General features: G+C 72.3%; 24 protein-coding genes. 11 read left to right on the forward strand and 13 right to left on the reverse strand.

The genetic code is table 11. The features are described 5' to 3' along the window. Positions 1–21: 21 nt before the first annotated feature. From K7472_RS00900 to K7472_RS00910, 3 genes are all read right to left on the reverse strand, one after another. On the reverse strand, positions 22–1,632 hold the full coding sequence (locus K7472_RS00900; RefSeq protein ID WP_222972992.1) for a purple acid phosphatase family protein: 1,611 nt from the start codon (positions 1,630–1,632) through the stop codon (positions 22–24). Positions 1,633–1,775: 143 nt separating this feature from the next. Further along, entirely contained in the window at positions 1,776–3,437 is a 1,662-nt protein-coding gene (locus K7472_RS00905; protein WP_222972994.1) for a penicillin-binding transpeptidase domain-containing protein, read from the reverse strand. Between the two features lie 157 nt (positions 3,438–3,594). Beyond that, the gene (locus K7472_RS00910; protein ID WP_222972997.1) at positions 3,595–4,101 is read right to left on the reverse strand and encodes a mycothiol transferase; all 507 of its coding nucleotides are present in this window, start codon (positions 4,099–4,101) and stop codon (positions 3,595–3,597) included. A 183-nt stretch (positions 4,102–4,284) separates the two neighbouring features. Here K7472_RS00910 and K7472_RS00915 point away from each other — a divergent pair, with 183 nt between their 5' ends. After that, a complete protein-coding gene (locus K7472_RS00915) occupies positions 4,285–5,160 on the forward strand; it encodes a DMT family transporter (RefSeq protein ID WP_222973523.1) in 876 nt (291 codons plus the stop codon). A gap of 34 nt (positions 5,161–5,194) precedes the next feature. On the opposite strand, the gene K7472_RS00920 is transcribed toward K7472_RS00915, so the two are convergent. Beyond that, positions 5,195–5,470 (reverse strand): hypothetical protein, encoded by a 276-nt coding sequence (locus K7472_RS00920; protein WP_109449506.1) that lies wholly within the window; start codon positions 5,468–5,470, stop codon positions 5,195–5,197. A gap of 101 nt (positions 5,471–5,571) precedes the next feature. Between K7472_RS00920 and K7472_RS00925 the strand changes: the two genes are divergently transcribed. Then, positions 5,572–6,132, forward strand: a complete 561-nt coding sequence (locus K7472_RS00925; protein ID WP_308013707.1) for a sugar O-acetyltransferase — start codon at positions 5,572–5,574, stop codon at positions 6,130–6,132. An 89-nt stretch (positions 6,133–6,221) separates the two neighbouring features. On the opposite strand, the gene K7472_RS00930 is transcribed toward K7472_RS00925, so the two are convergent. After that, a complete protein-coding gene (locus K7472_RS00930; RefSeq protein ID WP_252394909.1) occupies positions 6,222–6,665 on the reverse strand; it encodes a VOC family protein in 444 nt (147 codons plus the stop codon). A 301-nt stretch (positions 6,666–6,966) separates the two neighbouring features. Between K7472_RS00930 and K7472_RS00935 the strand changes: the two genes are divergently transcribed. The 6 genes from K7472_RS00935 (at position 6,967) to K7472_RS00960 (ending at position 13,492) form a co-directional block, all read left to right on the forward strand. Continuing rightward, positions 6,967–7,710 (forward strand): beta-phosphoglucomutase family hydrolase, encoded by a 744-nt coding sequence (locus tag K7472_RS00935; RefSeq protein ID WP_222972998.1) that lies wholly within the window; start codon positions 6,967–6,969, stop codon positions 7,708–7,710. Beyond that, positions 7,707–10,052: a glycoside hydrolase family 65 protein gene (locus tag K7472_RS00940; RefSeq protein ID WP_222972999.1), complete on the forward strand. Its 2,346-nt coding sequence runs from the start codon at positions 7,707–7,709 to the stop codon at positions 10,050–10,052. The genes K7472_RS00935 and K7472_RS00940 overlap by 4 nt, the downstream gene beginning before the upstream one ends. A 536-nt stretch (positions 10,053–10,588) precedes the next feature. Further along, positions 10,589–10,987 carry a recombinase family protein gene (locus K7472_RS00945; protein WP_222973000.1) on the forward strand — a complete coding sequence of 133 codons (399 nt, stop codon included), beginning with the start codon at positions 10,589–10,591 and terminating at the stop codon, positions 10,985–10,987. 81 nt (positions 10,988–11,068) lie between these two features. Next, positions 11,069–11,254 carry a putative ATP-grasp-modified RiPP gene (tgmA, locus tag K7472_RS00950; protein WP_222973001.1) on the forward strand — a complete coding sequence of 62 codons (186 nt, stop codon included), beginning with the start codon at positions 11,069–11,071 and terminating at the stop codon, positions 11,252–11,254. Between the two features lie 17 nt (positions 11,255–11,271). Then, a complete protein-coding gene (locus K7472_RS00955) occupies positions 11,272–12,225 on the forward strand; it encodes an MvdC/MvdD family ATP grasp protein (RefSeq protein WP_222973002.1) in 954 nt (317 codons plus the stop codon). A gap of 58 nt (positions 12,226–12,283) precedes the next feature. After that, positions 12,284–13,492 (forward strand): saccharopine dehydrogenase family protein, encoded by a 1,209-nt coding sequence (locus K7472_RS00960; protein WP_222973004.1) that lies wholly within the window; start codon positions 12,284–12,286, stop codon positions 13,490–13,492. A 46-nt stretch (positions 13,493–13,538) separates the two neighbouring features. Here K7472_RS00960 and K7472_RS00965 read toward each other — a convergent pair whose 3' ends face one another. The 5 genes from K7472_RS00965 to K7472_RS00985 all read right to left on the reverse strand — a co-directional run bounded on the left by K7472_RS00965 (position 13,539) and on the right by K7472_RS00985 (position 18,068). Next, a complete protein-coding gene (locus K7472_RS00965) occupies positions 13,539–15,068 on the reverse strand; it encodes a glutamate synthase subunit beta (RefSeq protein ID WP_222973005.1) in 1,530 nt (509 codons plus the stop codon). Between the two features lie 111 nt (positions 15,069–15,179). Beyond that, positions 15,180–15,953, reverse strand: a complete 774-nt coding sequence (locus K7472_RS00970) for an ArsR/SmtB family transcription factor (RefSeq protein WP_222973006.1) — start codon at positions 15,951–15,953, stop codon at positions 15,180–15,182. Between the two features lie 162 nt (positions 15,954–16,115). After that, complete coding sequence (locus K7472_RS00975; protein ID WP_222973007.1) at positions 16,116–16,544, reverse strand: TIGR03668 family PPOX class F420-dependent oxidoreductase; 429 nt, start codon at positions 16,542–16,544, stop codon at positions 16,116–16,118. Between the two features lie 71 nt (positions 16,545–16,615). Then, positions 16,616–17,440, reverse strand: a complete 825-nt coding sequence (locus tag K7472_RS00980; RefSeq protein WP_222973008.1) for an LLM class F420-dependent oxidoreductase — start codon at positions 17,438–17,440, stop codon at positions 16,616–16,618. Between the two features lie 76 nt (positions 17,441–17,516). After that, positions 17,517–18,068, reverse strand: coding sequence for a type 1 glutamine amidotransferase domain-containing protein (locus K7472_RS00985; protein ID WP_222973528.1), 552 nt, complete (start codon positions 18,066–18,068; stop codon positions 17,517–17,519). Positions 18,069–18,250: 182 nt separating this feature from the next. On the opposite strand from K7472_RS00985, the gene K7472_RS00990 reads away from it, so the two are divergent. From K7472_RS00990 to K7472_RS01000, 3 genes are all read left to right on the forward strand, one after another. Further along, complete coding sequence (locus tag K7472_RS00990; protein ID WP_222973010.1) at positions 18,251–20,053, forward strand: thiamine pyrophosphate-requiring protein; 1,803 nt, start codon at positions 18,251–18,253, stop codon at positions 20,051–20,053. Positions 20,054–20,062: 9 nt separating this feature from the next. Further along, positions 20,063–21,022, forward strand: coding sequence for an LLM class F420-dependent oxidoreductase (locus K7472_RS00995; protein ID WP_222973012.1), 960 nt, complete (start codon positions 20,063–20,065; stop codon positions 21,020–21,022). A 266-nt stretch (positions 21,023–21,288) separates the two neighbouring features. Further along, complete coding sequence (locus K7472_RS01000; RefSeq protein ID WP_222973014.1) at positions 21,289–21,510, forward strand: DUF6458 family protein; 222 nt, start codon at positions 21,289–21,291, stop codon at positions 21,508–21,510. 84 nt (positions 21,511–21,594) lie between these two features. On the opposite strand, the gene K7472_RS01005 is transcribed toward K7472_RS01000, so the two are convergent. The 3 genes from K7472_RS01005 to K7472_RS01015 all read right to left on the reverse strand — a co-directional run bounded on the left by K7472_RS01005 (position 21,595) and on the right by K7472_RS01015 (position 24,136). Beyond that, a complete protein-coding gene (locus K7472_RS01005; protein WP_222973531.1) occupies positions 21,595–23,004 on the reverse strand; it encodes an MFS transporter in 1,410 nt (469 codons plus the stop codon). A gap of 233 nt (positions 23,005–23,237) precedes the next feature. Then, positions 23,238–23,864 (reverse strand): alpha-ketoglutarate-dependent dioxygenase AlkB, encoded by a 627-nt coding sequence (locus K7472_RS01010; RefSeq protein ID WP_222973016.1) that lies wholly within the window; start codon positions 23,862–23,864, stop codon positions 23,238–23,240. A gap of 110 nt (positions 23,865–23,974) precedes the next feature. Continuing rightward, positions 23,975–24,136, reverse strand: coding sequence for a hypothetical protein (locus K7472_RS01015; RefSeq protein ID WP_222973018.1), 162 nt, complete (start codon positions 24,134–24,136; stop codon positions 23,975–23,977). Between the last annotated feature and the right edge of the window lie 211 nt (positions 24,137–24,347).

Here is a 24,347-nt window from a genome sequence, read left to right on the forward strand (position 1 = left end):
CGGGTCCGCCCGCCGGGCGGATCAGCGTGGCCCGTCGGTGCGCTTGCGGTGCAGGGTGAACTGCTCGAAGACCGACAGCTCGCCGTGCGGCTTGTTGACGTTGTAGTACGTCACGTGCATCCGCGTGGTGTCGCCGGGGAAGCGGCCGGGGTCCACGGTGAACGCGGCGAAGCCGTACGGGTGCTCCAGGTCCCGCACGCCGGTCCACACCGCCTGCTCCTTGACGTAGGTCGGCGTGCGCTTGCCGTTCGCGCCCGCGGTCGAGGAGACGGCGGTGAGCACCTTGGCGGAGCCGTCCTTGAAGAAGTCCTGGTTGGTGGTGCCGGAGACCCCGCCGCCGCCCAGGATCATGTGGACGGTGCCGAGCGAGGTGTCGATGGAGTCGGTGGCCGTCGAGACCGGGTTGGGGGTGAGCGTCTCGCTGCCCGCGATCGTGCCGCGCACCGCGAGCGACCGCTCGTAGTTGTGCTCGTGGCCGCAGACCACCAGGTCCACACCGTACTTGTCGAAGAGCGGACCGTACTTCAGGCGCAGGCCGAGGTCGGCGCCGTTGGCGTCGGAGGAGCTGATCATCACCTGGTGCATGGCGACCACCACCCAGTCGATCGCCCGCGAGGACCTGGCCGCCTTCAACTCCCGCTCCAGGAAGGCCAGCTGGCGTCCACCGGAGTAGCCGCTGATGTAGAGGTCCCCGCCGTCCTGGAGGCAGTTGTCGTCGTTCTGCAGCACGATGACCCGCACCGAACCGGCGGTGAACGCATACCACAGGCCGCGCAGTTCGGGGTCGGTCTCGGTGGAGGGCAGGTCGAAGTAGGTCTGGTAGGCGTCCAGACCGATGGCGCCGTTGGACTTCTCGATCTCGTGGTTGCCCGCGGCGGGCATCCACGGCCGGAAGCGGGCGGAGCGGGTGTTGTTGGTGAAGAAGTTGTTCCAGGTGCGCACCCGGTCGACGTCCAGGTTGGCGTAGCACAGGTCGCCGTTGAGCAGGTGGAACAGCGGCGCGACCTGCTCGACGCCGCTCACGATGTCCTTGGTGGCGGGCGTGGAGTTGGCGTCCATGCCAGGGGTGCCGTCCGCGTTCCACGTCACCTGCGGCGCCGACTGGTCGCCGAAGCTGGTGAAGGTGAACGGTGCCCGCCCGCGCGGCGCCGTACGGAAGCTGCCGCCGTCCGGCGTGGCGCCCTCGTGCCACGCGGTGTAGACGTACGCGGTGTCGGGCGCGAGCCGCCGCAGCGCCGCGTGGTGCACGTACACCGTCCGCCCGGAGGTGCCGTCGACGTAGGTGCGGGAGACCGCCGAGGCCGTCGAGCCGAAGCCGTGCTCCAGCGTGCCGTAACGCACCCGGGGCGCGCTCACCGGCGCGTCGGTGAGCCAGGAGACGGTGACCTCGCCGGACGGGTCGGCCCCGAAGGTCAGGTGCAGCCCCTGCACCGGGGGCGCGCCGACCGAGCCGGGCCTGGCGCTGAACGCGGGGGCGGCACCGGCCGCCGGACCCGCGGCGGGGCTCGCCGCGTCCGCCTGGCCCGCGCCCAGCAGCGGGGCCGCCGCCGCGCCCGCGCCGATCAGCCCGAGAGCGCCGCGGCGGCTGAGTCCGGTCTGCGAGCCCTCGGGTGTACCCGTCTGTTCGGCCATCGTGTTCGTTCCTCCAAGTCGGCGCGGCGGACGGGCCGAAGACTGCCGTCCGCCGGCGACGTCGAGGTGAACGCCGGATGGCGCGCGGTGGTCGGGTGCCGGGTGTCCCCAACGTCGGGTCTCGACAAAAGGAGTTGACGAAGCTAATGGGCCGTCAGGACGGTGCGTACGACGTAGCCCGCGGAGTCCACGCCCGAACTGCCGCCCTCCACCAGCGAGGCCACCGCGGTGTCGTCGTCGTACGCGGTCAGCCACCCGTTGGTGCCGTCGCCCACCTCGGCGGTGCCCGTCTTGGCGCCGACGTCCGGCAGGTCGCCCAGGCGCGGCGTGGCCGTGCCGCCGGTGACGACCGCCCGCATCATCTGCCGCAGGTAGCCTGCCGTGCGCGCCGACATCTGCTGCGGCGCGGCCGTCTGGGCCTGACCCGGCAGGATGACCGGCTGGTGGAACGCGCCGTCGCGCACCGTCGCCGCGAGCGAGGCGAGTACCAGCGGGCTCATCGTCACCTGCGCCTGGCCGATGAACTGGGCCGCCTTGTCGCTGCCTTGGGGATCGGCGGGGATGCCGGGGTCGGCGGTCTGCACGCCACCGCCGATGGACCAGCTGCCCAGCCCGAAGACGTTCGCCGCCTCGTCGTGCAGCACGGACGCGTCGTCGCCGTGCACCAGGTAGTGGAAGCCGTCGTAGATGAAGGCGGTGTTGCACGACTCGGCGAAGGCCTGCTCGATCGTGGCGTTGGAATTCGCCGGTACGTCGGACTCGTTGTGGAAGGTCTGCCCCGCGGCGAGCTGCGTCGCGTTGCACGGCGCGGGGCTGCCGGGGCTCATGCCCATGCGGTCGAAGAGCGCGGCGGAGGTGATGATCTTCATCGCGGAGCCGGGCGCCAGCTCGGCGTTGATCGCGGTGTCGCCGTCGGACCCGTGGAAGGCGACGGCCAGGATGTGCCCGGTGCGCCGGTCGAGGGCGACGACCGAGGCGGGTTTGCCCGCCACGTGCGGGTCCAGCACGGCACGTTCGGCCGCCGCCTGGAGCACCGGGTCGATGGTGGTGGTCACGGTGGCGGCCTTGGGCGCGGTGAAGACCTTGACGGCCGACTGCGGTGCGCCCGACGCGTCGGCGACCGACACACCACTGCCCGAGGCGCCGGTGGACTTGCCCGAGGCGTTCTGCGCGATGGTCGCGGCGATGGCGCCGAGCGAGGGGTAACGGGCGGCGGTCAGCTGGGTCTTCCCGTCCGAGGCGACCACCGACACGGACGACGACGCGGGCGGGACCGGACCCGCCACCAGCGTCTGGTCGTCGTGCAGGCCCGGGTAGAGCACGGACGCGCTCCAGTGCACCGCGTCCTGCCCGGAACCACTGCTCACGACGTCCAGCGTGCCCGGGTAGCTCCACGTCCCGCCGGTGACCCGCGCGGTCACGGTGAACGCCACCTTCGCGCCGCCGGTGACCGAGGGATCGGCTCCGGCCGCGTGCACCCCGGAGAACGACAGCGATGTCAGGCCCAGGCCGTCGTGGTACTTGCGGAGCGCGGCCTGTGTGGTGTCCGGAGCGTCGGTGTCACTGGCGGCGCCCGCGTAGTGCGCCGGGCCTGACGCCCAACTGCCCAGGAACGACTGGGCGAACGACACCGCCTTCGCGGGGTCCGGCGGAGTGCTGGAGACGGCGTCCGGATCGAAGGTCCGGCTCGCCGAGGACGCGTCGTCACCGGTGAGCGCGTGCACGACGTTGTACGCGCCCACGCCCCCCAGGCCCAGCAGCGCGACGGTGCCCACGGCGAAAGCCGACTTGGCGGCTGTTCTCATCTTCGTTTGTTCCCCCCTCCGCGGCGTGCCGCCGCGGTTCCCGCGCCGATCCTAGCCACGGGGGCGGGCGCGCAGGGGGACAGGCCGGGTCGTCTTCATCACTCCGGGACCCGGGCGGAAGGCCGGTTTTCGCCGTGCCGCGCGGTGGCGGTCCGCCTCAGCCGTTCAGCAGCGATCCGCGGACGAAGGCCGCCTGTCCGACGTGCTGGGTGGCGTCGTTGACCACGCTGACCAGCCGCACCCCGAGGGTCACCGGCGGGTCCCAGGCGTCGTCCACGATCCGGTCGAGGTCGTGCCCCGACAACCCGCCCACGTACCGGAGCGTGCGTTCGTGCACGGCGTCGTGGTAGCCGGTGAGCAGCTTCGCGGACGCCCGCACCGCGGCCACCTCGTCGCCGGAGTGCCCGTAACCGGTGTCGGACGGGGAGAAGGGCAGGCCGAAGCGGTCCGCCCAGCCCTGCGCGGTCCACGCCTGCTCCACGCCCTCGGCGTCGCTGACGTGGTCGTCCTGCACCCGGGTCAGGTGCCACACCAGCCAGGCGATCGAGTTGGCCGACCCCTCGGGCCGGGTCGCCAGCCGGTCGGCCGACAGCCCCTCGACCGCGTCGTGCACCGACGCGTGGACGCGCTCGAAGGCGTCGGTCAGCAGGTCCGCCACGTTCATCCGCACTCCAGGCCGTCGCATGGATGCCGCCCCGGTGGCGGCGCTCCGGCTTCCGATTGTTACTCCGGTGACGCCCTGACGCGCGGTCCGCCCGGGAAGTCGACCACAATGGTGATGCGGGGGCGCCCGCCGGGGCCGCCGGACCGAGCGGGACCGCCCAGGGAAGGAGAGCCGCCGGTGGGGATGGCCGTGGCCGTCGTCTGCGCGCTGCTGGCAGCCGTGAGCAACGCCCTGGCCACGGTGCTCCAGCGCCGGGCCGCGTCGACCGTACCGCTGTCGAAGGGCTTCAGCGGCTCGCTGATCACCAGCCTGGCCAGGCGCCCGGTGTGGCTGGGCGGAATGGCCGCCGTGATGGCCGCCGCCTGCTTCCAAGCGCTCGCCCTCTACAACGGCGCGCTCTCCGTCGTACAGCCGATCTTCGTGCTGGAACTGCCGACCGCGCTGCTCATCGCGGGCCTGATCTTCCACCGCTCACTGCCCCGGCAGGGGTGGGCCGGGGTGGCCTGCATCGTGGTGGGCGTCGGCACCGCGCTCGGCGCCGCCTCGCCCACCGCCGGGAGCAGCCAGACGGGAATGGTCCGCTGGATCCCGGTGCTGGTGCTGTGCGGTGCGGTCACCGTGCTGCTCATCGGCGCCGCGCTGCGCAGGCCCGCGGGCAAGGCACGAGCCGCCGCCTTCGCGTTGGGCGCCGCCATCGGCTACGCGCTCACCGCCGCCCTGATGAAGTCCGCCGCGTACACCTGGGACACCCGCGGGCCCGTCGGGTTCTTCACCGCCTGGCAGACCTACGGCTTCGCGCTGGCCGGCGTGGCGGCGCTGTTCCTGCTGGAGAACGCGCTGCAATCGGGGCCCATCGCCGCCTCGCAGCCCGTGCTGACCATGGGCGACGCGGTGCTCAGCATCAGCCTCGGCGTGGTGCTGTACGGAGAGCGGATCAGGACCGGCTGGTGGCTGGTGCCGGAACTGGCGGGCGCCGCGGTCACGCTGGCCGGGGCGCTGCTACTGACCACCACACCGATGGCCAAGTCGCTGCTGGCACCGCTGCCCGACCAGACCTGAACGCCGCCCCGGGACGACACCCGGCCCGGGCGGCTCACGCCCCGCCGTCGCCCTCCGCCTCGCGTTCGCTCTCCTCCCGGCGGGCCCGCAGGATCGCCGCCTGCCACATCATGAGCGTCTGCTCGGGCGTGGCGCCCGCGTCGGCCGCCCACTCGGTGAGCGCCTCCGCGGTACGGGCCGCCAGCCGCACCGCGAGCTTGCGCAGCTGCAACGCGTCCATGTCGGTGACGAGCGACGCCATGCCGTCGGCGTCGGAGCGCAGGGCGCAGGCGATCGCCGCGTCGGCGGTGCGGTCCAGGTCGTTGGCCATGTCCTCATGGTGCCCCGGAGGGACCGGTACGACGCGCGACGCTCCGGCACGCCGGGTATAGCGTGCCGGTCGGCGACCGCACCGGCGACGTGAGGAGACCCGTGGGCGAGAACAAACGGCTGATGCTGGCCGGTGAGTGGTACCTGCCGGACGACCCCGAACTCGCCGCGGACACCACGCACAGGATCGAGCTGTGCGCCGCGTACAACGCCCCGGCACCGCCGGACGCGGACCGGCGGCGGGAGATCCTGGAGCGGCTGCTCGGCTCGGTCGGGGAGGGGGTGCGCATCCGCCCGCCGTTCCACTGCGACTTCGGCTACAACATCCGGATCGGCCCGCGCACCTTCGTCAACGTGGGCGCGGTCCTCCTCGACACCGGGCCCGTCACGATCGGCGCCGACGTCCAGATCGGTCCCAACGTCCAGCTGCTCACCGCCACCCACGAACTCGGCGCCGCGCGCCGCAGGGCCGGATGGGAGAAAGCCGTGCCGGTCACCATCGGTGACAACGTCTGGCTCGGCGGCGGGGTCATCGTCTGCCCCGGGGTGACGATCGGCGCGGACACCGTGGTCGGCGCCGGATCGGTGGTCGTGCGCGACCTGCCCGCGGGCGTACTGGCGGTCGGCAGTCCGGCCAGGGTCGTGCGCCGTCTGGAACCGTAGACACGCGTACGCCGGATCACACCGGGCCACCGCGCGCCACGGGCTCATCGGGCACCGGCCCGGCGGTCACCGCGTGTACGCCGCCGCCCTCACCAGGCGTAGACGCGGGCCATGATCTCATCGCGGGCCGCCTGGTCCGGACCGGGGTGGGTCACCATGAACGCCAGACCGTTGGGGTCGCGCCCCTCGACCAGCGTCAGACCCGAGGCCGTCGTCGTGGCGACGTGCGCGGAGCGCTCCTTGAGCAGCTTCTCGCAGCGCTCCAGGTCCCGCTGGTCGACCGCGGTCCAGATGGCGTACTGCGTCCCCACGCTGCCGAACGGATGCTCGCCGCGCGCCCCGATCGCCCGCAGGTAGACCTGGTCGCCGTCCGCGTTCGTCAGCAGCGCCGCCGAGGTGGAACGGGTGGCCAGGTCCATCAGCAGCAGGTCACGGTAGAACGCGGTGGACTCCTCCAGGTCGTGCACGAAGATCACGATCGAGGTGAGCCGCGGCGAGCCGCCCGCCCGGGGCGGTGTCGCATCTGACGTCATCCTGGGATACCCCTTTCCCGCCTCGGCCCGATCCGGCGCCACAGGCCTCGCCCGCCACGGGTGGCTCACGCGGTCACGCGGGCCGCGTCCGCACGGGAGGCCGCCCCTCACGCTACAGCGCGGCACGCCCGCACGCCGGGGGCGCGGCCCGGACCCGCCACCGCCCCCGCGACGCCACCCGGAGCCCGCCCGCACCGCGGCCCGCCCGCCGTTGCGCCGAACGGGTGGCATCGCCGACCCGCCCCCGTGGCGCGCCGGGACGGCAGGCATGGGGCGCGGGCCGCGCGGGGAGACGCAGCGCATGACGACCATCGGCCTGCCGAACGACATCCGTGCCTGTCTGTTCGACCTCGACGGGGTGCTGACCAAGACCGCCGTCGTCCACGCCGCCGCCTGGAAGTCGATGTTCGACGACTTCCTGCGCTCACGCGACGGCGCCGGCTTCACCCCCTTCGACCCGGTGGCCGACTACGACGAGTACGTGGACGGCCGCCCACGCGCCGACGGGGTGCGTGCCTTCCTCGCCTCCCGGGACATCGAACTGCCCGAGGGCGCGGACGACGACCCGCCGGACCGCGAGACGGTGCACGGCCTGGGCAACCGCAAGAACGAACTGCTGCTGCGCAAGATCCGCGAGGACGGCGTCGAGGCGTATCCCGGCTCCGTGCGCTACCTGGCCGCCGCCCGCGAGGCGGGGATGCGCACCGCCGTGGTGTCCTCCAGCGCCAACTGCAAGGACGTGCTCGCCTCGGTCGGCCTGCTGGACGAGTTCGACGTGCGCATCGACGGGATCGTCGCCCAGGAGCGCGCCCTGCCGGGCAAGCCGCACCCCGACACCTTCCTGGCCGCCGCCCACGACCTGGGTGTCGACCCCGCGGCCGCCGCCGTCTACGAGGACGCCCTGGCCGGCATGGACGCGGGGCGATCCGGCCACTTCGGCTACGTCGTCGGCGTCGACCGGGTCGGCCAGGCCACCGCGTTGCGCGAGCACGGCGCGGACACCGTGGTGCAGGACCTGTCCCAGCTGCTGGGGGAGGGCTCGTGATCAGCCATCCGTCGTTCCAGGTGGACCCCTGGTCAGTGCGGCAGACCGGCCTCAACCTCGAGGTGCTGCCGCAGAGCGAGTCGGTCTTCGCCCTGTCCAACGGCCACATCGGCTGGCGGGGCAACCTCGACGAGGGCGAGCCGCACGGCCTGCCCGGCAGCTACCTCAACGGCGTGCACGAACTGCGCCCGCTGCCGTACGCGGAGGCCGGGTACGGCTACCCGGAGTCCGGCCAGACCGTCATCAACGTCACCAACGGAAAGATCATCCGGCTGCTGGTGGACGACGAGCCGTTCGACCTGCGCTACGGGCGGCTGCGCTCCCAGACCCGCGAACTCGACCTGCGCACCGGGCTGCTGCACCGCACCGTCGAGTGGACCTCCCCGGCCGGCAGCACCGTGCGGGTGCGCTCCACCCGCATGGTCTCGCTGTCCCAGCGGGCCGTCGCCGGGGTGCGCTACGAGGTCGAGCCGCTGGACACCGAGGTGCGCCTGGTGATCCAGTCCGAGCTGGTCGCCAACGAGCAGCTGCCGAAGGCCACCGAGGACCCGCGGGTGTCGGCCGCGCTGGAATCCCCCCTGGTGCCGGAGGACCACTTCGCGCACGGCGAGCGGCTGCGCCTGGTGCACCGCACCCAGTCCAGCGGACTGCGGGTCGCGGCGGCCGCCGACCACGTGGTGGACGGCCCCGAAGGCACCCGCACCTCCAGCGAGAGCGGCGACAACGTCAGCCGCATGACGGTCACTTCGCGACTGTCGCCCGGCGAGACGCTTCGCCTGGACAAGCTCGTCGCCTACGGCTGGTCCGCCGTGCGCTCCCTGCCCGCGGTGGTCGACCAGGTCGACGCGGCCCTCGCCGGGGCCTCCAGCACCGGGTGGCAGGGGCTGGTGGACGAACAGCGCGCCTGCCTCGACGAGTTCTGGGGCTGCTCGGACGTCGAGATCGACGGCGACGCGGAGATCCAGCAGGCGGTGCGCTTCGCCCTCTTCCACGTGCTCCAGGCCGGTGCCCGTGCCGAGCAGCGGGCGATCCCCTCCAAGGGCCTGACCGGCTCCGGCTACGACGGGCACTCCTTCTGGGACACCGAGAGCTTCGTGCTGCCGCTGCTGACCTACACCGCTCCGGGCTCGGTGGCCGAGGCGCTGCGCTGGCGCCAGTCGACGCTGCCCGCCGCACGCGACCGGGCCCGCCAACTCGGCCTGCGCGGGGCGACGTTCCCCTGGCGGACCATCGACGGCTCGGAGTGTTCCGCCTACTGGCCCGCCGGCACGGCGGCGTTCCACGTGAACGCGGACATCGCCGAGGCGGTCGTGCGCTACGTCTCCGTCACCGGTGACACCGCCTTCGAACGGGAGACCGGGCTCGAACTGCTCGTGGAGACCGCCCGGTTGTGGCACTCCCTGGGCCACCACGATCCGCACGGACGCTTCCACATCGACGGCGTCACCGGCCCCGACGAGTACAGCGCGGTCGGCTACGACAACACGTACACCAACTTGATGGCCCAGGCGAACCTGCGGGCCGCCGCCGACGTGGTGGAGCGCAACCCCGAACGCGCCGCGGACTTCGAGGTGGGGGAGGAGGAGACCGCCGCGTGGCGGGACGCCGCCGAGGCGATGACCGTCCCGTACAACGAGGACCTGGGCGTGCACGAGCAGTCGGCGGGCTTCACCCGGCGCCAGCCCTGGGACTTCGCGGACACCCGGCCCGACCAGTACCCGCTGATGCTGCACTTCCCCTACTTCGACCTGTACCGCAAGCAGGTCATCAAGCAGGCGGACCTGGTGCTGGCGATGTTCACGCGGGGCGACGCCTTCACCGACGAGGAGAAGGCCCGCAACTTCGACTACTACGAGCCGCTGACGGTGCGTGACTCCTCGCTGTCCGCCTGCTGCCAGGCGGTGATGGCCGCGGAGGTGGGACATCTGCGCCTCGCCTACGACTACGTGGGCGAGGCGGCGTTGATGGACCTGGACGACCTGGAACGCAACACCCGTGACGGCCTGCACATCGCCTCGCTGGCCGGTACCTGGCTCGCGCTGGTCGCGGGCTTCGGCGGCATGCGGCACGGCGACGGCCAGGTCTCGTTCCGTCCCCGGCTCCCGGAGATGATCGGGCGTCTCGCCTTCAGCGTGCAGGTGCGCGGGGCACGGCTGCGGGTGGAGATCGACGGCTCCGAGGTCACGTACACTCTCGTCGCGGGCGATCCACTGGAAATCGGCCACTGCGGCGAGAAGTTGACGGTAGTGGCCGGTGAACCGCAATCCCGTCCGGTTCCCCAGGTGCCGGCGCGACCGGAACCCGGGCAACCGCCCGGCCGACGCCCCGAGCGCCGGCAATGATCGCCCGGCATAAGCGCTTTTCACGTTCCCTCGGCATTTCGCTCCGTCAAACCCCGTGTGACGCAGGCGTGTTCGTCACGCTCAGCCGTCGCCGGAGCGCAATGCGTTCACTTCCCGGGAGTTATCCATGAGCCGCCCAGGAATTCCCAGTGCGGTGCGAGTCGAGACAAAGGGTGTCTCCCCTCCTTCCGGTGTGTGACCTCGCCGAACCGTTCCGTGGTCTCGCAACCGCGGAACCCGAAAGCACGTCATTGTTGTCGTGTCAGCCCCGAGACCCGGCCGGCTCCGGTCGTGTGCCCGTCAGCGACCATTACGGTCAACAGTGCCAAATGGATCGTTATGGCGTCGCACCGCCCGACGGCGTTTACTCGCCGTGTGCCCGGCAGCACCCCAGAGACACCAAAGAAGAGAAAAACGCGGTCACTTGCGCACACCGCGAACCTCTCGCCCCTCTTCTTCGTATGTGCCATTGACACCCCCACTACCGGTGGTTCTCGGCGACGACACACACAAGGAAACGTGGAGACAAGCACCTGATGGCAACCACTGGCTACTCATCCCCCACCGACGCCCCCGACCGGCACGGACCGATACCCACCATGGTCTACGTCTGCGAGCCGGACGCCGTGACGGCCGGGCGGCGGGCGGAGATCTGCCGGACCCATGCGGCGCACCGCACCTGGTGGGTGGTGGACACCGTCATCGAGGAGCAGGCCGGTGTGCCCCTGGAGGAACGCCCCGGCTGGCAGCGGGTGCGGACCGCACTCGCGCGGGGGGCGGTCGGCATCGTCATCACCTGGGACCCGGCCACCGTCGCCGCCGGTCTCGAGGACTTCCAGGCGCTCCAGGCGTCGTTCCGGTCGCACGGCGCCGTCCTGGTGGCCGCGACCGGTACCCCCGACGCACCCCCACCGAGGCACGACACCCAGGCCTGACGCACCACCGAGCACGTCCGTATCCTCCGGAGCCCCGCGTTCCCCACGGCGCGGGTTCCGCCGACAGCATTGGGACTAGCCATGCCGTTCGCACTCACCTACGCTCGCAGCCCCATACCCGAGCCGGTCACCTCCTATGCCTATGATCCGGATCAGCAGTTGAACGTCCTCGCGGACGGCAGCCCCGCGGTGCTCGACGTCGCCATGCTGCTGGCCGCGGGATCCACCACCTCGACCGCCGGGTCCAAGACGCACTTCGACGACTGAGACGCACGCGACGACCGATGACCGTACTGATCCTGACCTGCGCCGAGGACGTGACGGCCGACATGGTCGTCCAGCGGCTCAACGCCGACGGCGTCCCCGTACTGCGGGTCGACCCGGCCGACTTCCCGCGCACCGTCGGCCTCGCGGCGGTCCACACGGCGGGCGGCCCGGCCGGGCGGATCACCACCGACCGCCGCACCACGGATCTGCGCGACATCCGCTCGATCTGGGTGCGGCGGCCCGGGCGGCCCGGCCTCGGCGCGGCGGACCAACCCGCCTGGACCGCGCTGGAGTCGGACCACGCCTGGTACGGCACGCTGCGGGCGCTGCCCGGGGTGCGGTGGATGAACCACCCGGACGCGCACACCGCGTGCCGTTACAAGATGTGGCAGTTGTCGGTCGCCGAGTCGGTCGGGTTCACCGTGCCCGCCACGCTGCTGACCACTGAGCCGTCCGCCGCCGAGCGCTTCGCGGCGGACCACGGGCCGTTGGTGTGCAAGTCGGTCTCCGGCCGGGCGCCCGACGACCCGCCGCTGGCGCTGCCCACCACGGCCGTGCCCGCCGACGCGGACTTCGCCGGTGTCGCCGGGTCGGCCACCTGCCTGCAACGCCGGGTGGACAAGCGGTACGACGTGCGGCTGACGGTCGTCGGCGACCGGATGTTCTGCGCCCGCACCGACGAGACGCCCGCCGGGCTGGACGACCTGGACTGGCGGTACGCCGACCCCGAGGCGGTCAGGTGGCGGGCCGGTGAGGTGCCGCCGGACATCGCGACGAAGGTCACCGCGTTCATGGACCGGGCCCGACTCGCCTACGGGGCCTTCGACTTCGCAGTGACCGGGGACGGCACCTGGTCCTTCCTGGAGTGCAACGCCTCCGGGCAGTTCGGCTTCTTCGAACTCGTCGCCGGACTGCCCGTCTCGGAGGCGATCGCCGACTGGCTCGGCGCGCCGCGGGAGCGGGACCGTTGACGCGGGGGCTCCGGGCTGCCTAGCGTGACCCCGTTGTCTACTCGTCAGTAGGGTCGATATGGGGACCTCCCGTCCGTACGACATCGTGCTGTTCGGCGCGACCGGCTTCACCGGCGGGCTGACCGCCGAGTACCTGGCCCGGCACGCCCCCGAAGGGTGCCGATGGGCGCTCGCCGGGCGCGATCCGGCCAAGCTGGAGCGGGTCAGGGAACGGCTGGCCGCCCTCGATCCGGCGTGCGCGTCGCTGCCGTTGCTGACCGCCGAAGTCGCGCAGGCCGACACGCTGCGCGACTTCGCCGCGCGGACCCGGGTGGTCATCTCCACGGTGGGCCCGTACCTGCGGTACGGCGAACCGCTGGTGGCAGCGTGCGCCGAAGTGGGCACCGACTACGTCGACCTCACCGGCGAGCCCGAGTTCGTGGACCTGATGTACCTGAAACACCACCGCGCGGCGGTGGCCAGCGGCGCCCGGATCGTGCACTCCTGCGGCTTCGACTCCCTTCCGTACGATCTGGGAGCATTGCTGACCGTACGTCAACTCCCTTCCGACGCACCCGTCTTCGTCGAGGGGTTCGTCAGGGCGGCCGGGACGGTGTCCGGCGGCACGGTCGCCTCCGCGCTGATGGCGGTCTCCCGGCCGCTGGCGATGGTCCGGGCCGCCCGTCACCGCCGCGCGGCCGAGCCCACCCCGGCCGGGCGCCGCAGCCGTGCGGTGCTGAGGGGGCCGCGCTGGTCGGCGGACGCCCGCGCCTGGACCCTCCCGATGCCCACGATCGACCCCATGGTGGTGACCCGCTCGGCCACCGCGCTGGACGACTACGGGCCCGACTTCCGTTACGCGCACAACGCGGCGGTGAAATGGCTGCCGGTCGCCCTGGTGGGTGGGGTGGGTGTCGTGGCCGCGCTGGCCGCCGCCCAACTGCCCCCGGTGCGGCGGGCGTTGGAGCACACTCGCAAGCCCGGTGAGGGCCCGGACGAGCGCCGGCGTGCCAAGGGCTGGTTCACGGTGCGCTTCGCCGGGCGCAGTGGCAAGGAACGGGTGTGGACCGAGGTCTCCGGCGGCGACCCCGGTTACGGGGCGACATCGCTGATGCTGGCCGAGTCCGCGCTGTCCCTGGCCTTCGACGACCTCCCGGTCACCGCGGGCCAGCTCACCCCGGCCGCCGCGATGGGTACGGCGCTGATCGACCGGCTGACGGCGGCCGGAATGCGCTTCGCCGTCCTGCAGGCACCGCCCAGGTCGGCGCCCGGCCGCTGGAAGGGCTGAGCACCTGGATGGATGAGCTGAGCACCCGGTCCGCCGCGCCCGGACCTCACACCGCGATCGGCCGGTCGGTCGCGGTGACCGGGGCCGGCAGGTCCGTCGTCCCCATGAGGTAGCGGTCGACGGCCGCCGCCGCGGAGCGTCCCTCCGCGATCGCCCACACGATCAGCGACTGGCCGCGCCCGGCGTCGCCCGCGACGAACACCGCGGGCCGGGCGGTACCGAAGCCGGGGTCCCGGGCGATGGTGCCGCGTGCGTCGAGCCGCAGCCCCAACTGCCCCAGCAGTTCCGCGTCCGGCGGCGGCCCGGTGAACCCCAGTGCCAGCAGCACGAGTTGGGCCGGGATCGTCCGCTCGGTGCCCGGCACCGGCAGCCGTGACGCGGGCTCGCTGTCGGCCAGCCGCAGCGCCCGTACGTGCCCCGAGGTGTCGCCCTCGAACCGCACGGTGGAGGCGGAGAAGACCCGCACGTCCTCGTCCGTGGCGGGCAGCGGCAGCCCGCCGGTCCCGGCGTCGCCCCGCGTGCCGCGCTCGCGGGCCAGCGTCCGGCCCTCCTCGTGCGCGGGGGAGGCGCGGTAGACGTGCGGATAGGTGGGCCACGGTTCGTCGGGGGAGCGGCGGTGGCCGGGGTGTGGGCGGATGTCGAGCTGGACGACGGAGGCCGCCCGCTGCCGCAGCGCCGTGCCCAGGCAGTCGGCCGCGGTGTCCCCACCGCCGACGATGACCACGTGCTTGCCCCGGGCCGTGACGGGCGGCGACGACCACTCGCCCCGGCTGACCCGGTTGGCCTGCGGCAGGTACTCCATCGCCTGGTGCACGCCCGCCAACTCACGCCCCGGGACGGGGAGTTCGCGCCAGGCGGTGGCGCCGATCGCGACCACGACGGCGTCGTGCCCGGCGGCCAGCTCGTCGGCGGCGGGACGCACCCCCACCTCGGCGTCGGTGTGGAACCGCACGCCCTCGGCGGTCAACTGGCCCAGACGACGGTCGAGATGGCTCTTCTCCATCTTGAAGTCGGGGATGCCGTAGCGCAGCAGGCCTCCGGCGCGGTCGTCGCGCTCGTAGACGTCCACCGCGTGTCCCGCGCGCACCAGCTGCTGGGCGGCGGCCAGGCCCGCCGGGCCGGAACCGACGACCGCGACGCTCCGGCCGGTCGACCGGCCCGGGCGGACCGGGCGCACCCGGTCCGCGCGCCAGGCCTGGTCGGCGATGGCCACCTCGACGTCCTTGATCGTCACCGGGTCGGCGTCGATGGCGACCACGCAGCCGTCCTCGCAGGGGGCCGGGCAGAGCCTGCCGGTGAACTCGGGGAAGTTGTTGGTGGCGTGCAGCCGTTCACTCGCCGCCGCCCAGTCGTCCGCCTCTACCAGCAGGTTCCACTCGGGGATCAGATTGCCCAGCGGACAGGCCGAGTGGCAGAAGGGGATGCCGCAGTCCATGCACCGGCCCGCCTGGGCGCTGACGACCGGCAGCAGCGGACGGCCGTCGTAGACCTCCCGCCAGTCCGTGAGCCGCTCCGGGACCGGTCGGCGCGGGCGGCTGACGCGGGGGGTGGTGAGAAAGCCCCAACGACCGGCCATGACGGCCTCCACTGCGACGGTGCGGGAGTGGCGGGAGTGTCCGGCGCGACGGCGTGCGCGGCGCCTTTCCGCCAGCGTACGTCCACCCGGGTGAGGCCGCCGTCCGCCGGTTCACCCGTAGCGCAGCGACCCCGGGGTGGTCAGCCTCTCGCCGGTCTCCAGCCAGGTCTTCAGGCCGGAGAGGATCATCGGCCAGCCGCCGTACAGCTCCGGGTTGGCGCCCTGGCGCAGCCGGTCGTGGGTGACCGTGAGGCGGCAGGAGTCCTCGGCGATCGGCTCGATCTCCCAGGTGATCCGGCTCGCGCCCTCGGCCTTCACCTCGTCGCTCCACAGCGCCGTCATCGTCTGCACGAGCCGTCGCGGGGGATCGGCCTCCAGCGTCTCGCCCTCGCCGATCAGCGTGCCGGAGGCGGTGTGGCGCATCTCGAAGCGGGAGCCGGGCGTCCAGTCGGTCAGCGCCGCGACGCCGAAGTTGTAGGCGGCGCGTGCCTCGGGGTCGGTGATCGCCTCCCACAGCCGCTCCGGAGTGGTGCGGATGTAGATCTCGAAGACCTGTTGCATGGAAGTCTCCAGTTGCCTCTTGAGCCCGGTGAGCGTCGCCGCCCAGGGCTCGGCGTACCTGCTCACCCACCGGTCGTGGACGAGCCGGATGGGAACGGGATTGAGGAAGTGGAGCTTCTCCCGGCCCTGCCGTCTGGTGACCACCAGACCGGCCTCCTCCAGTGTCCGCAGATGCTTCATCACCGCGAACCGGGTGGTCTCGAACCCGGCCTGGAGCGAGCCCAGCGACTGCCCGTCCCGCTCACGCAGCGCGTCGAGCAGCGCCCGGCGGGTGGGATCGGCCAGCGCCTTGAACACCGCGCCCTCGTCGACGTCCTCGTCCATGCGCCCACGATAGGTGACCCAAAAGACACGTGTCAATCGGGTCACCTATTGACCGGCCGCCCGTCAAGGTCGCCTGTCAACGTCACCTGTCAACGTCATCTGTCGAGATCACCTGTTGAGGGCGTGCGTACGTGCGCTTCGCAGACGCCCCGCGGAGGAATCTCAGCCCGCGGCGGTCCAGCCCGACCAGCGGGTGACGGTCACCTCGATCACGGGTCCTGGTGGCGGCCGGTCGCCGTACTGCGCCGGGTACTTGGCGACCAGCGCCGCGATCGCGGGGTCGTCGCCCCGTTCGTCGGCCGGCCGCACGCGAGCCGTGCCGTCGGCGCGCGCCCACCACAGCGCGTCCCAGTCCTCCTGGTAGCCGTCCGCCAGCAGGCAGACCGCCGGATTGGCGGCGATGTCGGCCAGGCGCTTCAAGGCGCGAGAGCGCTTGGGCTTGTGGTCGACCGCCATCAGCACGGCGTCCCCGTCGACCGCGAACACCACCGGCACCACGTGCGGGCGCCCGTCCGCGTCGGCGGTGGCCAGCCGGGCCACGCGCGCGGCGGCGAACCGCTCACGCGCCCCTTCGGCCGTCATCGTGGCCATCGCGCCTCCGCCTCTGGCAGGCCTCTCGCGGCCCTCCCGCCGAGCACCGGGCTCGCCCCGGAGGCTCACGCTCAGCGGAACGCCGCGGCCAGCCCCGCGAACTCGTCGAGCCGCGCGTACGTCCCCCGTTCGGGCTCGGTCGGCAGGTGGAACAGCAACCGCTCGACGCCGAGCCGCACGTAGCCCTCGATCATCTCGGGGTCGCTCGGGATCGCGTACACCGTGACCGGCACGTCCCGGCCGGCCCGCTCGCGCAGCCGCTCCATCAGCGGGCCGAGCCGGTCGGGCGGAAGACTGTTGGCGAGCCAGGCGTCGCCGAACTCCGCCACCCGGCCGAACGCGGCCTCGCCACCGCCGACGTAGACGGGGGGATGCGGTTTGCGCAGCGGCTTGGGCCAGCAGAACGACGGTCCGCAGTCCACGAACTCGCCGTGGAACTCGGCCAGTTCCTCGGTCCACAACTCCCGTATGGCACGCAGGCGTTCGTTGACCAGACGCCCGCGTGTCGTGGGATCGGTGCCGTGGTCGCGCATCTCCTCCTTGTTCCAGCCGACCCCTACCCCGAAGACGGCCCGGCCCCGCGAGACCAGGTCCAGCGAGGCCATCTGCTTCGCGGTGTGGATGGGGTCGCGCTGCGACACCAGCGCGATGCCGGTGCCGACCAGCAGGCGTTCGGTGACCGTCGCGGCGGCGGTGAGCGCCACGAAGGGGTCGAGCGTGCGGTAGTAGACGCGCGGCAGGTCACCGCCGCCCGGGTACGGCGAGGTGCGTTCGGCCGGGATGTGACTGTGCTCGGCGACGAACAGCGAGTCGAACCCGCGCTCCTCCAGGGCACGTCCCAACGGCGCGGGGGCGATCCCCTCGTCGGTGGGGAACGTCGCGATCCCGAACTTCACACCGCCCACCTTCCTCCGCTCGCCCCGGTGACGTCCTTCGCCGTGCCGGGCCGCCTCACCTGCGCGCCGCGCCGCCTCACTTGCCGCCGGAACCGGCCGACTTGAGCGCCTGAGTCAGTGCCTGGCCGAAGGCCTTGAGGTCGTCCGGCTTGCGGCTGGTGATCAGGGTGTTCGGGCCCGCGTCGCAGACCTTGACCTCCTCGTCCACCCAACTGCCGCCCGCGTTGCGGATGTCGGTCTTCAGGCTCGGCCACGACGTGAGGGTGCGGCCGCGTACGACGTCCGCCTCGACCAGCGTCCACGGGCCGTGGCAGATCGCGGCGACCGGCTTGCCCGCGGTGAAGAAGCCCTTGGCGAACGCCACCGCCTTCTCGTTCGTGCGCAGGAAGTCGGGGTTCGCCACGCCGCCGGGCAGCACCAGCGCGTCGTAGTCACCGGGGGAGACCGAGTCCACCGTGCGGTCCACCGGGAAGGTGTCGCCCTTGTCGAGGTGGTGGAACCCCTGGATCGTGCCGGAGTCGGTCGACACCAGTTCCGGGGTGGCGCCGAAGTCCTTCACCGTCTGCCACGGATCCGTCAACTCGACCTGCTCGACCCCTTCGGGCGCCACGAGGAACGCGACCTTCATGGTGTTCACGACCTTCCGGATCGGATGTTCTGGTCCGCGCCACGCGTACCCGGGCATTTCGCACCGAAACTCATGGTCGCCCGCCCGCCCGGGCCCTCGCCCGTGCCTGTTTCGAACGGCGCCGCGCGGTTACCCGGAACCGCAGGAGCGGCAGAAAGGTGACGGCGGCCGAACGGAGAGTCATGGCTGGCAAGGTTTCCGACTACATCCTGGAACGTCTGCGGGACTGGGGTGTCGACCACGTCTTCGCCTACCCCGGCGACGGCATCAACGGGCTGCTGGCCGCCTGGGGCCGCGCCGACGACAACCCGCGCTTCGTCCAGGCCCGGCACGAGGAGATGGCCGCTTTCGAGGCCGTCGGCTACGCCAAGTTCTCCGGCCGCCTCGGCGTGTGCGCCGCGACCTCGGGGCCGGGCGCGATCCACCTGCTCAACGGACTGTACGACGCCAAGCTCGACCACGTGCCGGTGGTCGCCATCGTCGGCCAGACCAACCGCAGCGCGATGGGGGGCTCTTACCAGCAGGAGGTCGACCTCGCGTCGCTGTACAAGGACGTCGCGGGCGCGTTCTGCGAGACGGTCAACGTCCCCGAGCAACTGCCTAACGTCCTCGACCGCGCCATCCGCACCGCGTACACACGACGGACCGTCACCGCGATCATCGTCCCGGCGGACGTGCAGGAACTGGACTACACGCCGCCCACCCACGCGTTCAAGATGGTGCCCTCCAGCCTCGGCGTCTCCGAGTCGCTGCCGGTGCCGGGAGACGGCGACATCGACCGCGCCGCCGAAGTCCTCAACGCCGGGGAGGAGACGGCCATCCTGATCGGCCAGGGCGCGAAGGCCGCGGCCGCCGAGGTCCAGGAGGTCGCCGACCTGCTCGGCGCCGGCGTCGCCAAGGCCCTGCTGGGCAAGGACGTCCTGACCGACGACCTGCCGTACGTCACCGGTTCGATCGGACTGCTCGGCACCCGCCCGTCGTACGAGATGATGCACGACTGCGACACGCTGCTGGTCATCGGATCCAGCTTCCCCTACGCGCAGTTCCTGCCGGAGTTCGGGCAGGCGCGCGCCGTGCAGATCGACGCCGACCCCGGCATGGTCGGCCTGCGCTACCCCTTCGAGGTCAACCTCGTCGGCGACTCCCGCGAGACGCTGCGCAAGCTGCTGCCGAGGCTGAAGAAGAACAAGAACCACAAGTGGCGCAAGACCGTCGAGTCGAACGTCTCGCGCTGGCGCGAGGTGATGGAGCGCAGGGCCGCGGTGGAGGCCGACCCCGTCAACCCCGAGTACGTCGTCCAGGCCCTCGACGCACAGGTGCCGCACGACGCCATCGTGAGCGCCGACTCCGGCTCCGCAGCCAACTGGTACGCCCGCCACCTGCGGATGCGCGGCAGCATGCGCGGTTCGCTGTCCGGCACGCTGGCCACGATGGGGCCCGGGGTGCCGTACGCGATCGGGGCGAAGTTCGCCCACCCGGAACGCCCGGCGATCGCCCTGGTCGGTGACGGCGCGATGCAGATGAACGGCCTGGCCGAGCTGATCACCGCGGCCAAGTACTGGCGGGACTGGAGCGATCCGCGCCTGGTGGTCGCGGTCTTCAACAACCAGGACCTCAACCAGGTGACCTGGGAGATGCGGGCGATGTCCGGCGCTCCGCAGTTCGTCGAGTCCCAGGCCCTCCCCGACGTGCGCTACGCCGACGTCGCGGTCTCCTTCGGGCTGCTGGGCAGCCGGGTGGAGGAGCCCGGCCAGGTCGCGGACGCCTGGCGTGCCGCGCTCGCCGCCGACCGGCCGTACGTCATCGACTTCCGCACCGACCCGGCCGTGCCGCCGATCCCGCCGCACGCCACCTGGGACCAGATCGAGGCCGCGGCCGCAGCCGTCGTGCAGGGCGACCCGGACCGCGCCTCCATGGTTCGGCAGGGCTTCAAGGCCAAGGTCCAGGAGTTCCTGCCCGGCGGCTCGAAGTCCGGCAAGGAGTGAGGTCGCGCCATGACGGCTTACGGATACCTTCTGTCCTGCGAGGAGTTCACCCCGGCCCAACTCCTCGACCAGGCACGGATGGCCGAGCAGGCCGGCTTCGAGGCGCTGGCCATCTCCGACCATTACCACCCGTGGAACCGCGAGCAGGGCCAGAGCGCGTTCGTCTGGTCGATGATCGGCGCCCTGTCCCAGGTCAGCTCGCTGCCGGTGACCACGTTCGTCACCTGCCCGACGGTACGCACCCACCCGGCGGTGATCGCTCAGGCCGCGGCCACCTCCGGCGTGGTGACCGGGGGCCGCTTCCGCTTCGGCATCGGCACCGGCGAAGCGCTCAACGAGCACGTCCTGGGCGGCCCTTGGCCCGAGGCGACCGTGCGCACCGAGATGCTGGAGGAGGCGCTCGGGGTGATCCGGCGGCTGTTCACCGGCGAGGAGGTCTCGCACCACGGCACGCACTACACCGTGCAGAACGCCCGCCTGTACACGCTGCCCGAGGAGCCGGTGCCGATCTACGTCTCCGGCTTCGGGCCGCAGGCCGCCGCGCTCGCCGGACGCGTCGGCGACGGCTTCGTGACGATGATGCCGGACGAGTCGCTGGTGGAGCAGTACCGCAAGTCCGGCGGCGCGGGCAAACCGGTCCTCGGCGGCCTCAAGGTGTGCTGGGGCACCGACCGCGCCGAGGCGGTCCGCACCGCGCACCGGCTGTGGGCCAACGAGCAACTGCCCGGCGAACTCGCCCAGATGCTGCCCACGCCACGCCACTTCGAGCAGGCGAACACGCTGGTGACCGAGGAGATGGTGGCGGACGCCGTCACGTGCGGCGGCGACGTGGACGCCCACGTCGCCGCCGTGCGGGCGTACGCCGACGCGGGCTTCGACGAGGTGTACGTCAACCAGATCGGACCGCAGCAGCAGGGCTTCTTCGACTTCTACCGCACCCGGGTGCTGCCGACCCTGCGCGAGGGCTGAGAGCCTTCGCCAGCCGGGCCGCGTGCCCTCCACGAAGACCCGCACGCTCTCCAGCCCCTCCACCCGCTCCCGCACCGACCCGCCAGTCGGATCGCCGCGCCCGGCAGTTCGCGGCCCTGCTCGACCGTCTGCCGCCGCCAGCCGGCCATCGGTACGGGAGCTTGCGAGTTCGTCGTGTCCAACGGGCGCCGCCTGCATGCCCGTTGACGGCCGGGGTAGGCGCAGCCGCGTGACCGAAGCACCAACCAGCTACGGAGGCGAGCACGATGGGCATCGGAGGATGCATCGGCCTGATCGGTCTGGGGGCGATACTGACGTTCGCCGTCGACCTGCACGTCAAGGGCGTCAACGTGGCGCTGGTGGGTCTGATCATGATGGCGGTCGGCATCATCGGCCTCGCCGTCTACGTCAGCATCTTCAAGCGGCGCAGGATGCAGCCGCCCAGCCCGGCGGCCCCGATCGTGGACGTCGAGGAGCACCGCTACTGAGCCACGGACGAGCCACGAATCCGCTCGAACGGCACCCGTGAAGAACGCACGGCAGGAGAAGAACGCACGCCAGGAGGGGCACCGCTACTTCGCGGCGCGGTTGCCCCGCCCCGAGAACCGTCCGCCGAGCACGTCGGCCAGGGAGACCAGCAACGCCACCACCACGAAGGCGGTGGCCACCAGCACGCCGGTCTGGAAGGCGCCCGCCCAGTCCGTGGGATGCGCGGCCACCCGGGCGAAGAACACCGAGCCGACCGCCGCGATCCCCACCGCGGACCCGATCCGCTGCGCCGTCTGAAGCATTCCCCCCGCGCTGCCCGCTCGCCGCACCGGCACCTCGCCCAGGGTGAGCGTCTGGTTGGGGGAGATCACCAGTCCACTGCCGAGTCCGGCGAACAGCAGCGGAGCGGCCGTCTCCCAGCCCACGTTCCGCCCCGACGCCACGTGCACCGCGATCGTCGCGCCGACCAGGCCGACGACCACCATCAGCAGCCCGGCGGTCACCAGTGGCCTGCCGAACCGGTGCACCACCCGGCCGCCGACCGCCGCGGCCGCACCCGACCCCAGCGCGAACGGCGTGATCGCCAGTCCCGCGTCGAGCGCCGTGTAGCGCAGCCCGCTCTGCAGGTAGAGCGTGAAGATGAAGAAGATCGCGGTGAACCCGGCGAAGTACAGCAGCGACAGCAGCGTCCCCAGGGAGAACGAGCGGGCCCGGAACAGGCTCATGTTGACCACCGGTTCCCCGCGCCGGGCGTAGCGCAGCTCCCAGCCCACGAACGCGGCCAGCAGCACCGCCGCGACCAGCACCAGCCACCACTTGGCGGGGCTGTGCCACTGCTGCTCCTGGACGAACGGCAGCAGCAGCGACACGGTGCCGGCGCCCAGCAGGCACACACCGAGCGGGTCGAACCGGCCGCGCCGCGACCCCTTGCCGCCCTCGGTGGCCTCGCCTCGCGGCGTGTCGCCGTCCGGCGCGGTCGGCGCGGGCAGGAGCCGGTAGGCCACCGGCAGAGCGATCACACCGATCGGCAGGTTGACGTAGAAGACCCAGCGCCAGCCCTCGGTGACGCCGAACGCCTGGATCAGCAGGCCGCCGAGCAGCGGGCCGATGGCGGTCGATATGCCGATCGTCGCACCGAGCAGCCCGAAGGCCTTGCCGCGTTCGGCGCCCCGGAAGAGCTGCTGGATGAAGCCGGAGACCTGCGGGACCAGGATGCCGCCGGCCATGCCCTGCGCCAGCCGGGCCAGCACCAGCCACTCCTGGCTCTGCGCGGCGCCCGCGAGCGCGCTGGTCGCCGTGAACAGCGCGAGTCCCGCCATGAAGACCGCCCGGCGGCTGCGGGCGTCCCCGAAGCGTCCGGCCGGGACCAGTGCGAGCCCGAAGGTGAGCGCGTACCCGGACAGCACCCATTGCAGCGCGCTGTCGGAGGTGTGCAGCCCGACCTTGATGGTGGGCAGGGCGACGTTGACGATGCTGACGTCCAGGAGCGTCATGAACCCGGCGACCAGGCAGACCGCCAGCGCCGACCAGCGGTGGTCGCGTCCCGGCGTCTCGCGGCCGGTGGCGGATGCCGTGGTGCCGGATGCGGTGTCGCGTGCTGTCACGTTGCGGGCCCTTCGGCGTCGTGCGTGCCGCCCGCCTGCGCGGCGGCCCACGCCATTCTCGCGCGGTCACCTCACGGGTGCCCCACGGGACGATGGTGATTCACCGGGCCGGACACCCGAGGTCAGGCGACGCCGCGTGGCCGGAACTGGATGCTGACGCGCGGGCCCACCGACTGCGCGGTCTTGGGCACCGCGTGGTCCCACGTGCGCTGGCAGGAGCCGCCCATCACGATCAGGTCCCCGTGGCCCAGCCGCTGCCTGACACCGGTGCCGCCGTCCCTGGGCCGCAGCGCCAGGACGCGCGGTTCGCCCACCGAGACGATGGCGACCATGGTGTCGTGCCGGGCGCCCCGCCCGATGCGGTCGCCGTGCCAGGCGACGCTGTCGCGGCCGTCCCGGTAGTAGCACAGACCCGCCGTGCGGAAGGGTTCGCCCAGCTCGTCCGCGTAGTGCTCGCCGAGCGCCCGGCGGGCCCGGTCGAGCACGGGGTGCGGCAGCGGGTCGTCCTCGCCGTAGTGCGCCAGAAGGCGGGGCACGGCGACCCGCCGCTCGTACATCTGCCGCCGCTCCGCCTGCCAGGGCACGTCCGAGGCCAGCACGTCGAAGAGCTGGTCGGCGCCGGTCAGCCAGCCCGGCAGCACGTCGATCCAGGCGCCGTGCGCGAGCGGTGTACGGGACAGGCCGTCCAGCGGACGCAGGCCGATCTCCTCGGTGACACCGAAGAGCGAGCCTTGGAACGGGACGGACATGCGGCCAGTCTAGGCCGAACCGAACATACGAGCGAACATATCCGGGTGGGGCGCGTCGCCGCCCCCGTGCGCCGCCCGGCCGGGTTCCCCACCGCCCCCTGACCGGACGCTCAGTCCTCGCCGAGGATGATGTGCGACTCGCGGTCGTCGTCCGCCTCGGACAGCCGGGACCAGTCGACGGCCGGGATCCCGGCGACCTTCGTGCGCGAGCGGTGCGCCTGGTCCGCCTCGGCGTCCTCCACGTCCCGGTGTCCCGCCGGCTTCGTCTGCATCGCGTTCTCCTTCGTCGTCCGTCGTCCGTCGCCCGCTGCTCCGTCTGGGGAGAGGGCACCCTTCACGATGGCACTGAGCAGGCACGGCCGCGCGCGAAACGTAGCCACTCGGGCGAAATGACACTCGATGCCTCAACAGGGCACTCAATGCCCCAAGAAGGCGCGCCGGATGCCCCGCGGAGCGCGCCGGGGTTGAAGCCCGTGGCACGGG

Source organism: Streptantibioticus parmotrematis, from assembly GCF_019890615.1.
In the GTDB taxonomy this organism is placed as follows: Bacteria; Actinomycetota; Actinomycetes; order Streptomycetales; family Streptomycetaceae; genus Streptantibioticus_D; species Streptantibioticus_D parmotrematis.

Coding starts and splice junctions, on each gene's coding strand:
- K7472_RS00970 (WP_222973006.1), bottom strand. CDS start 15,953: ATGGACGAGGACGTCGACGAGGGCGCGGTGTTCAAGGCGCTGGCCGAT.
- tgmA (WP_222973001.1), top strand. CDS start 11,069: ATGCCGTTCGCACTCACCTACGCTCGCAGCCCCATACCCGAGCCGGTC.
- K7472_RS01000 (WP_222973014.1), top strand. CDS start 21,289: ATGGGCATCGGAGGATGCATCGGCCTGATCGGTCTGGGGGCGATACTG.
- K7472_RS00920 (WP_109449506.1), bottom strand. CDS start 5,470: ATGGCCAACGACCTGGACCGCACCGCCGACGCGGCGATCGCCTGCGCC.
- K7472_RS01010 (WP_222973016.1), bottom strand. CDS start 23,864: ATGTCCGTCCCGTTCCAAGGCTCGCTCTTCGGTGTCACCGAGGAGATC.
- K7472_RS00905 (WP_222972994.1), bottom strand. CDS start 3,437: ATGAGAACAGCCGCCAAGTCGGCTTTCGCCGTGGGCACCGTCGCGCTG.
- K7472_RS00990 (WP_222973010.1), top strand. CDS start 18,251: ATGGCTGGCAAGGTTTCCGACTACATCCTGGAACGTCTGCGGGACTGG.
- K7472_RS00900 (WP_222972992.1), bottom strand. CDS start 1,632: ATGGCCGAACAGACGGGTACACCCGAGGGCTCGCAGACCGGACTCAGC.
- K7472_RS00985 (WP_222973528.1), bottom strand. CDS start 18,068: ATGAAGGTCGCGTTCCTCGTGGCGCCCGAAGGGGTCGAGCAGGTCGAG.
- K7472_RS01005 (WP_222973531.1), bottom strand. CDS start 23,004: ATGACGCTCCTGGACGTCAGCATCGTCAACGTCGCCCTGCCCACCATC.
- K7472_RS00965 (WP_222973005.1), bottom strand. CDS start 15,068: ATGGCCGGTCGTTGGGGCTTTCTCACCACCCCCCGCGTCAGCCGCCCG.
- K7472_RS00955 (WP_222973002.1), top strand. CDS start 11,272: ATGACCGTACTGATCCTGACCTGCGCCGAGGACGTGACGGCCGACATG.
- K7472_RS00910 (WP_222972997.1), bottom strand. CDS start 4,101: ATGAACGTGGCGGACCTGCTGACCGACGCCTTCGAGCGCGTCCACGCG.
- K7472_RS01015 (WP_222973018.1), bottom strand. CDS start 24,136: ATGCAGACGAAGCCGGCGGGACACCGGGACGTGGAGGACGCCGAGGCG.
- K7472_RS00960 (WP_222973004.1), top strand. CDS start 12,284: ATGGGGACCTCCCGTCCGTACGACATCGTGCTGTTCGGCGCGACCGGC.
- K7472_RS00975 (WP_222973007.1), bottom strand. CDS start 16,544: ATGGCCACGATGACGGCCGAAGGGGCGCGTGAGCGGTTCGCCGCCGCG.
- K7472_RS00930 (WP_252394909.1), bottom strand. CDS start 6,665: ATGACGTCAGATGCGACACCGCCCCGGGCGGGCGGCTCGCCGCGGCTC.
- K7472_RS00915 (WP_222973523.1), top strand. CDS start 4,285: ATGGCCGTGGCCGTCGTCTGCGCGCTGCTGGCAGCCGTGAGCAACGCC.
- K7472_RS00935 (WP_222972998.1), top strand. CDS start 6,967: ATGACGACCATCGGCCTGCCGAACGACATCCGTGCCTGTCTGTTCGAC.
- K7472_RS00995 (WP_222973012.1), top strand. CDS start 20,063: ATGACGGCTTACGGATACCTTCTGTCCTGCGAGGAGTTCACCCCGGCC.
- K7472_RS00945 (WP_222973000.1), top strand. CDS start 10,589: ATGGCAACCACTGGCTACTCATCCCCCACCGACGCCCCCGACCGGCAC.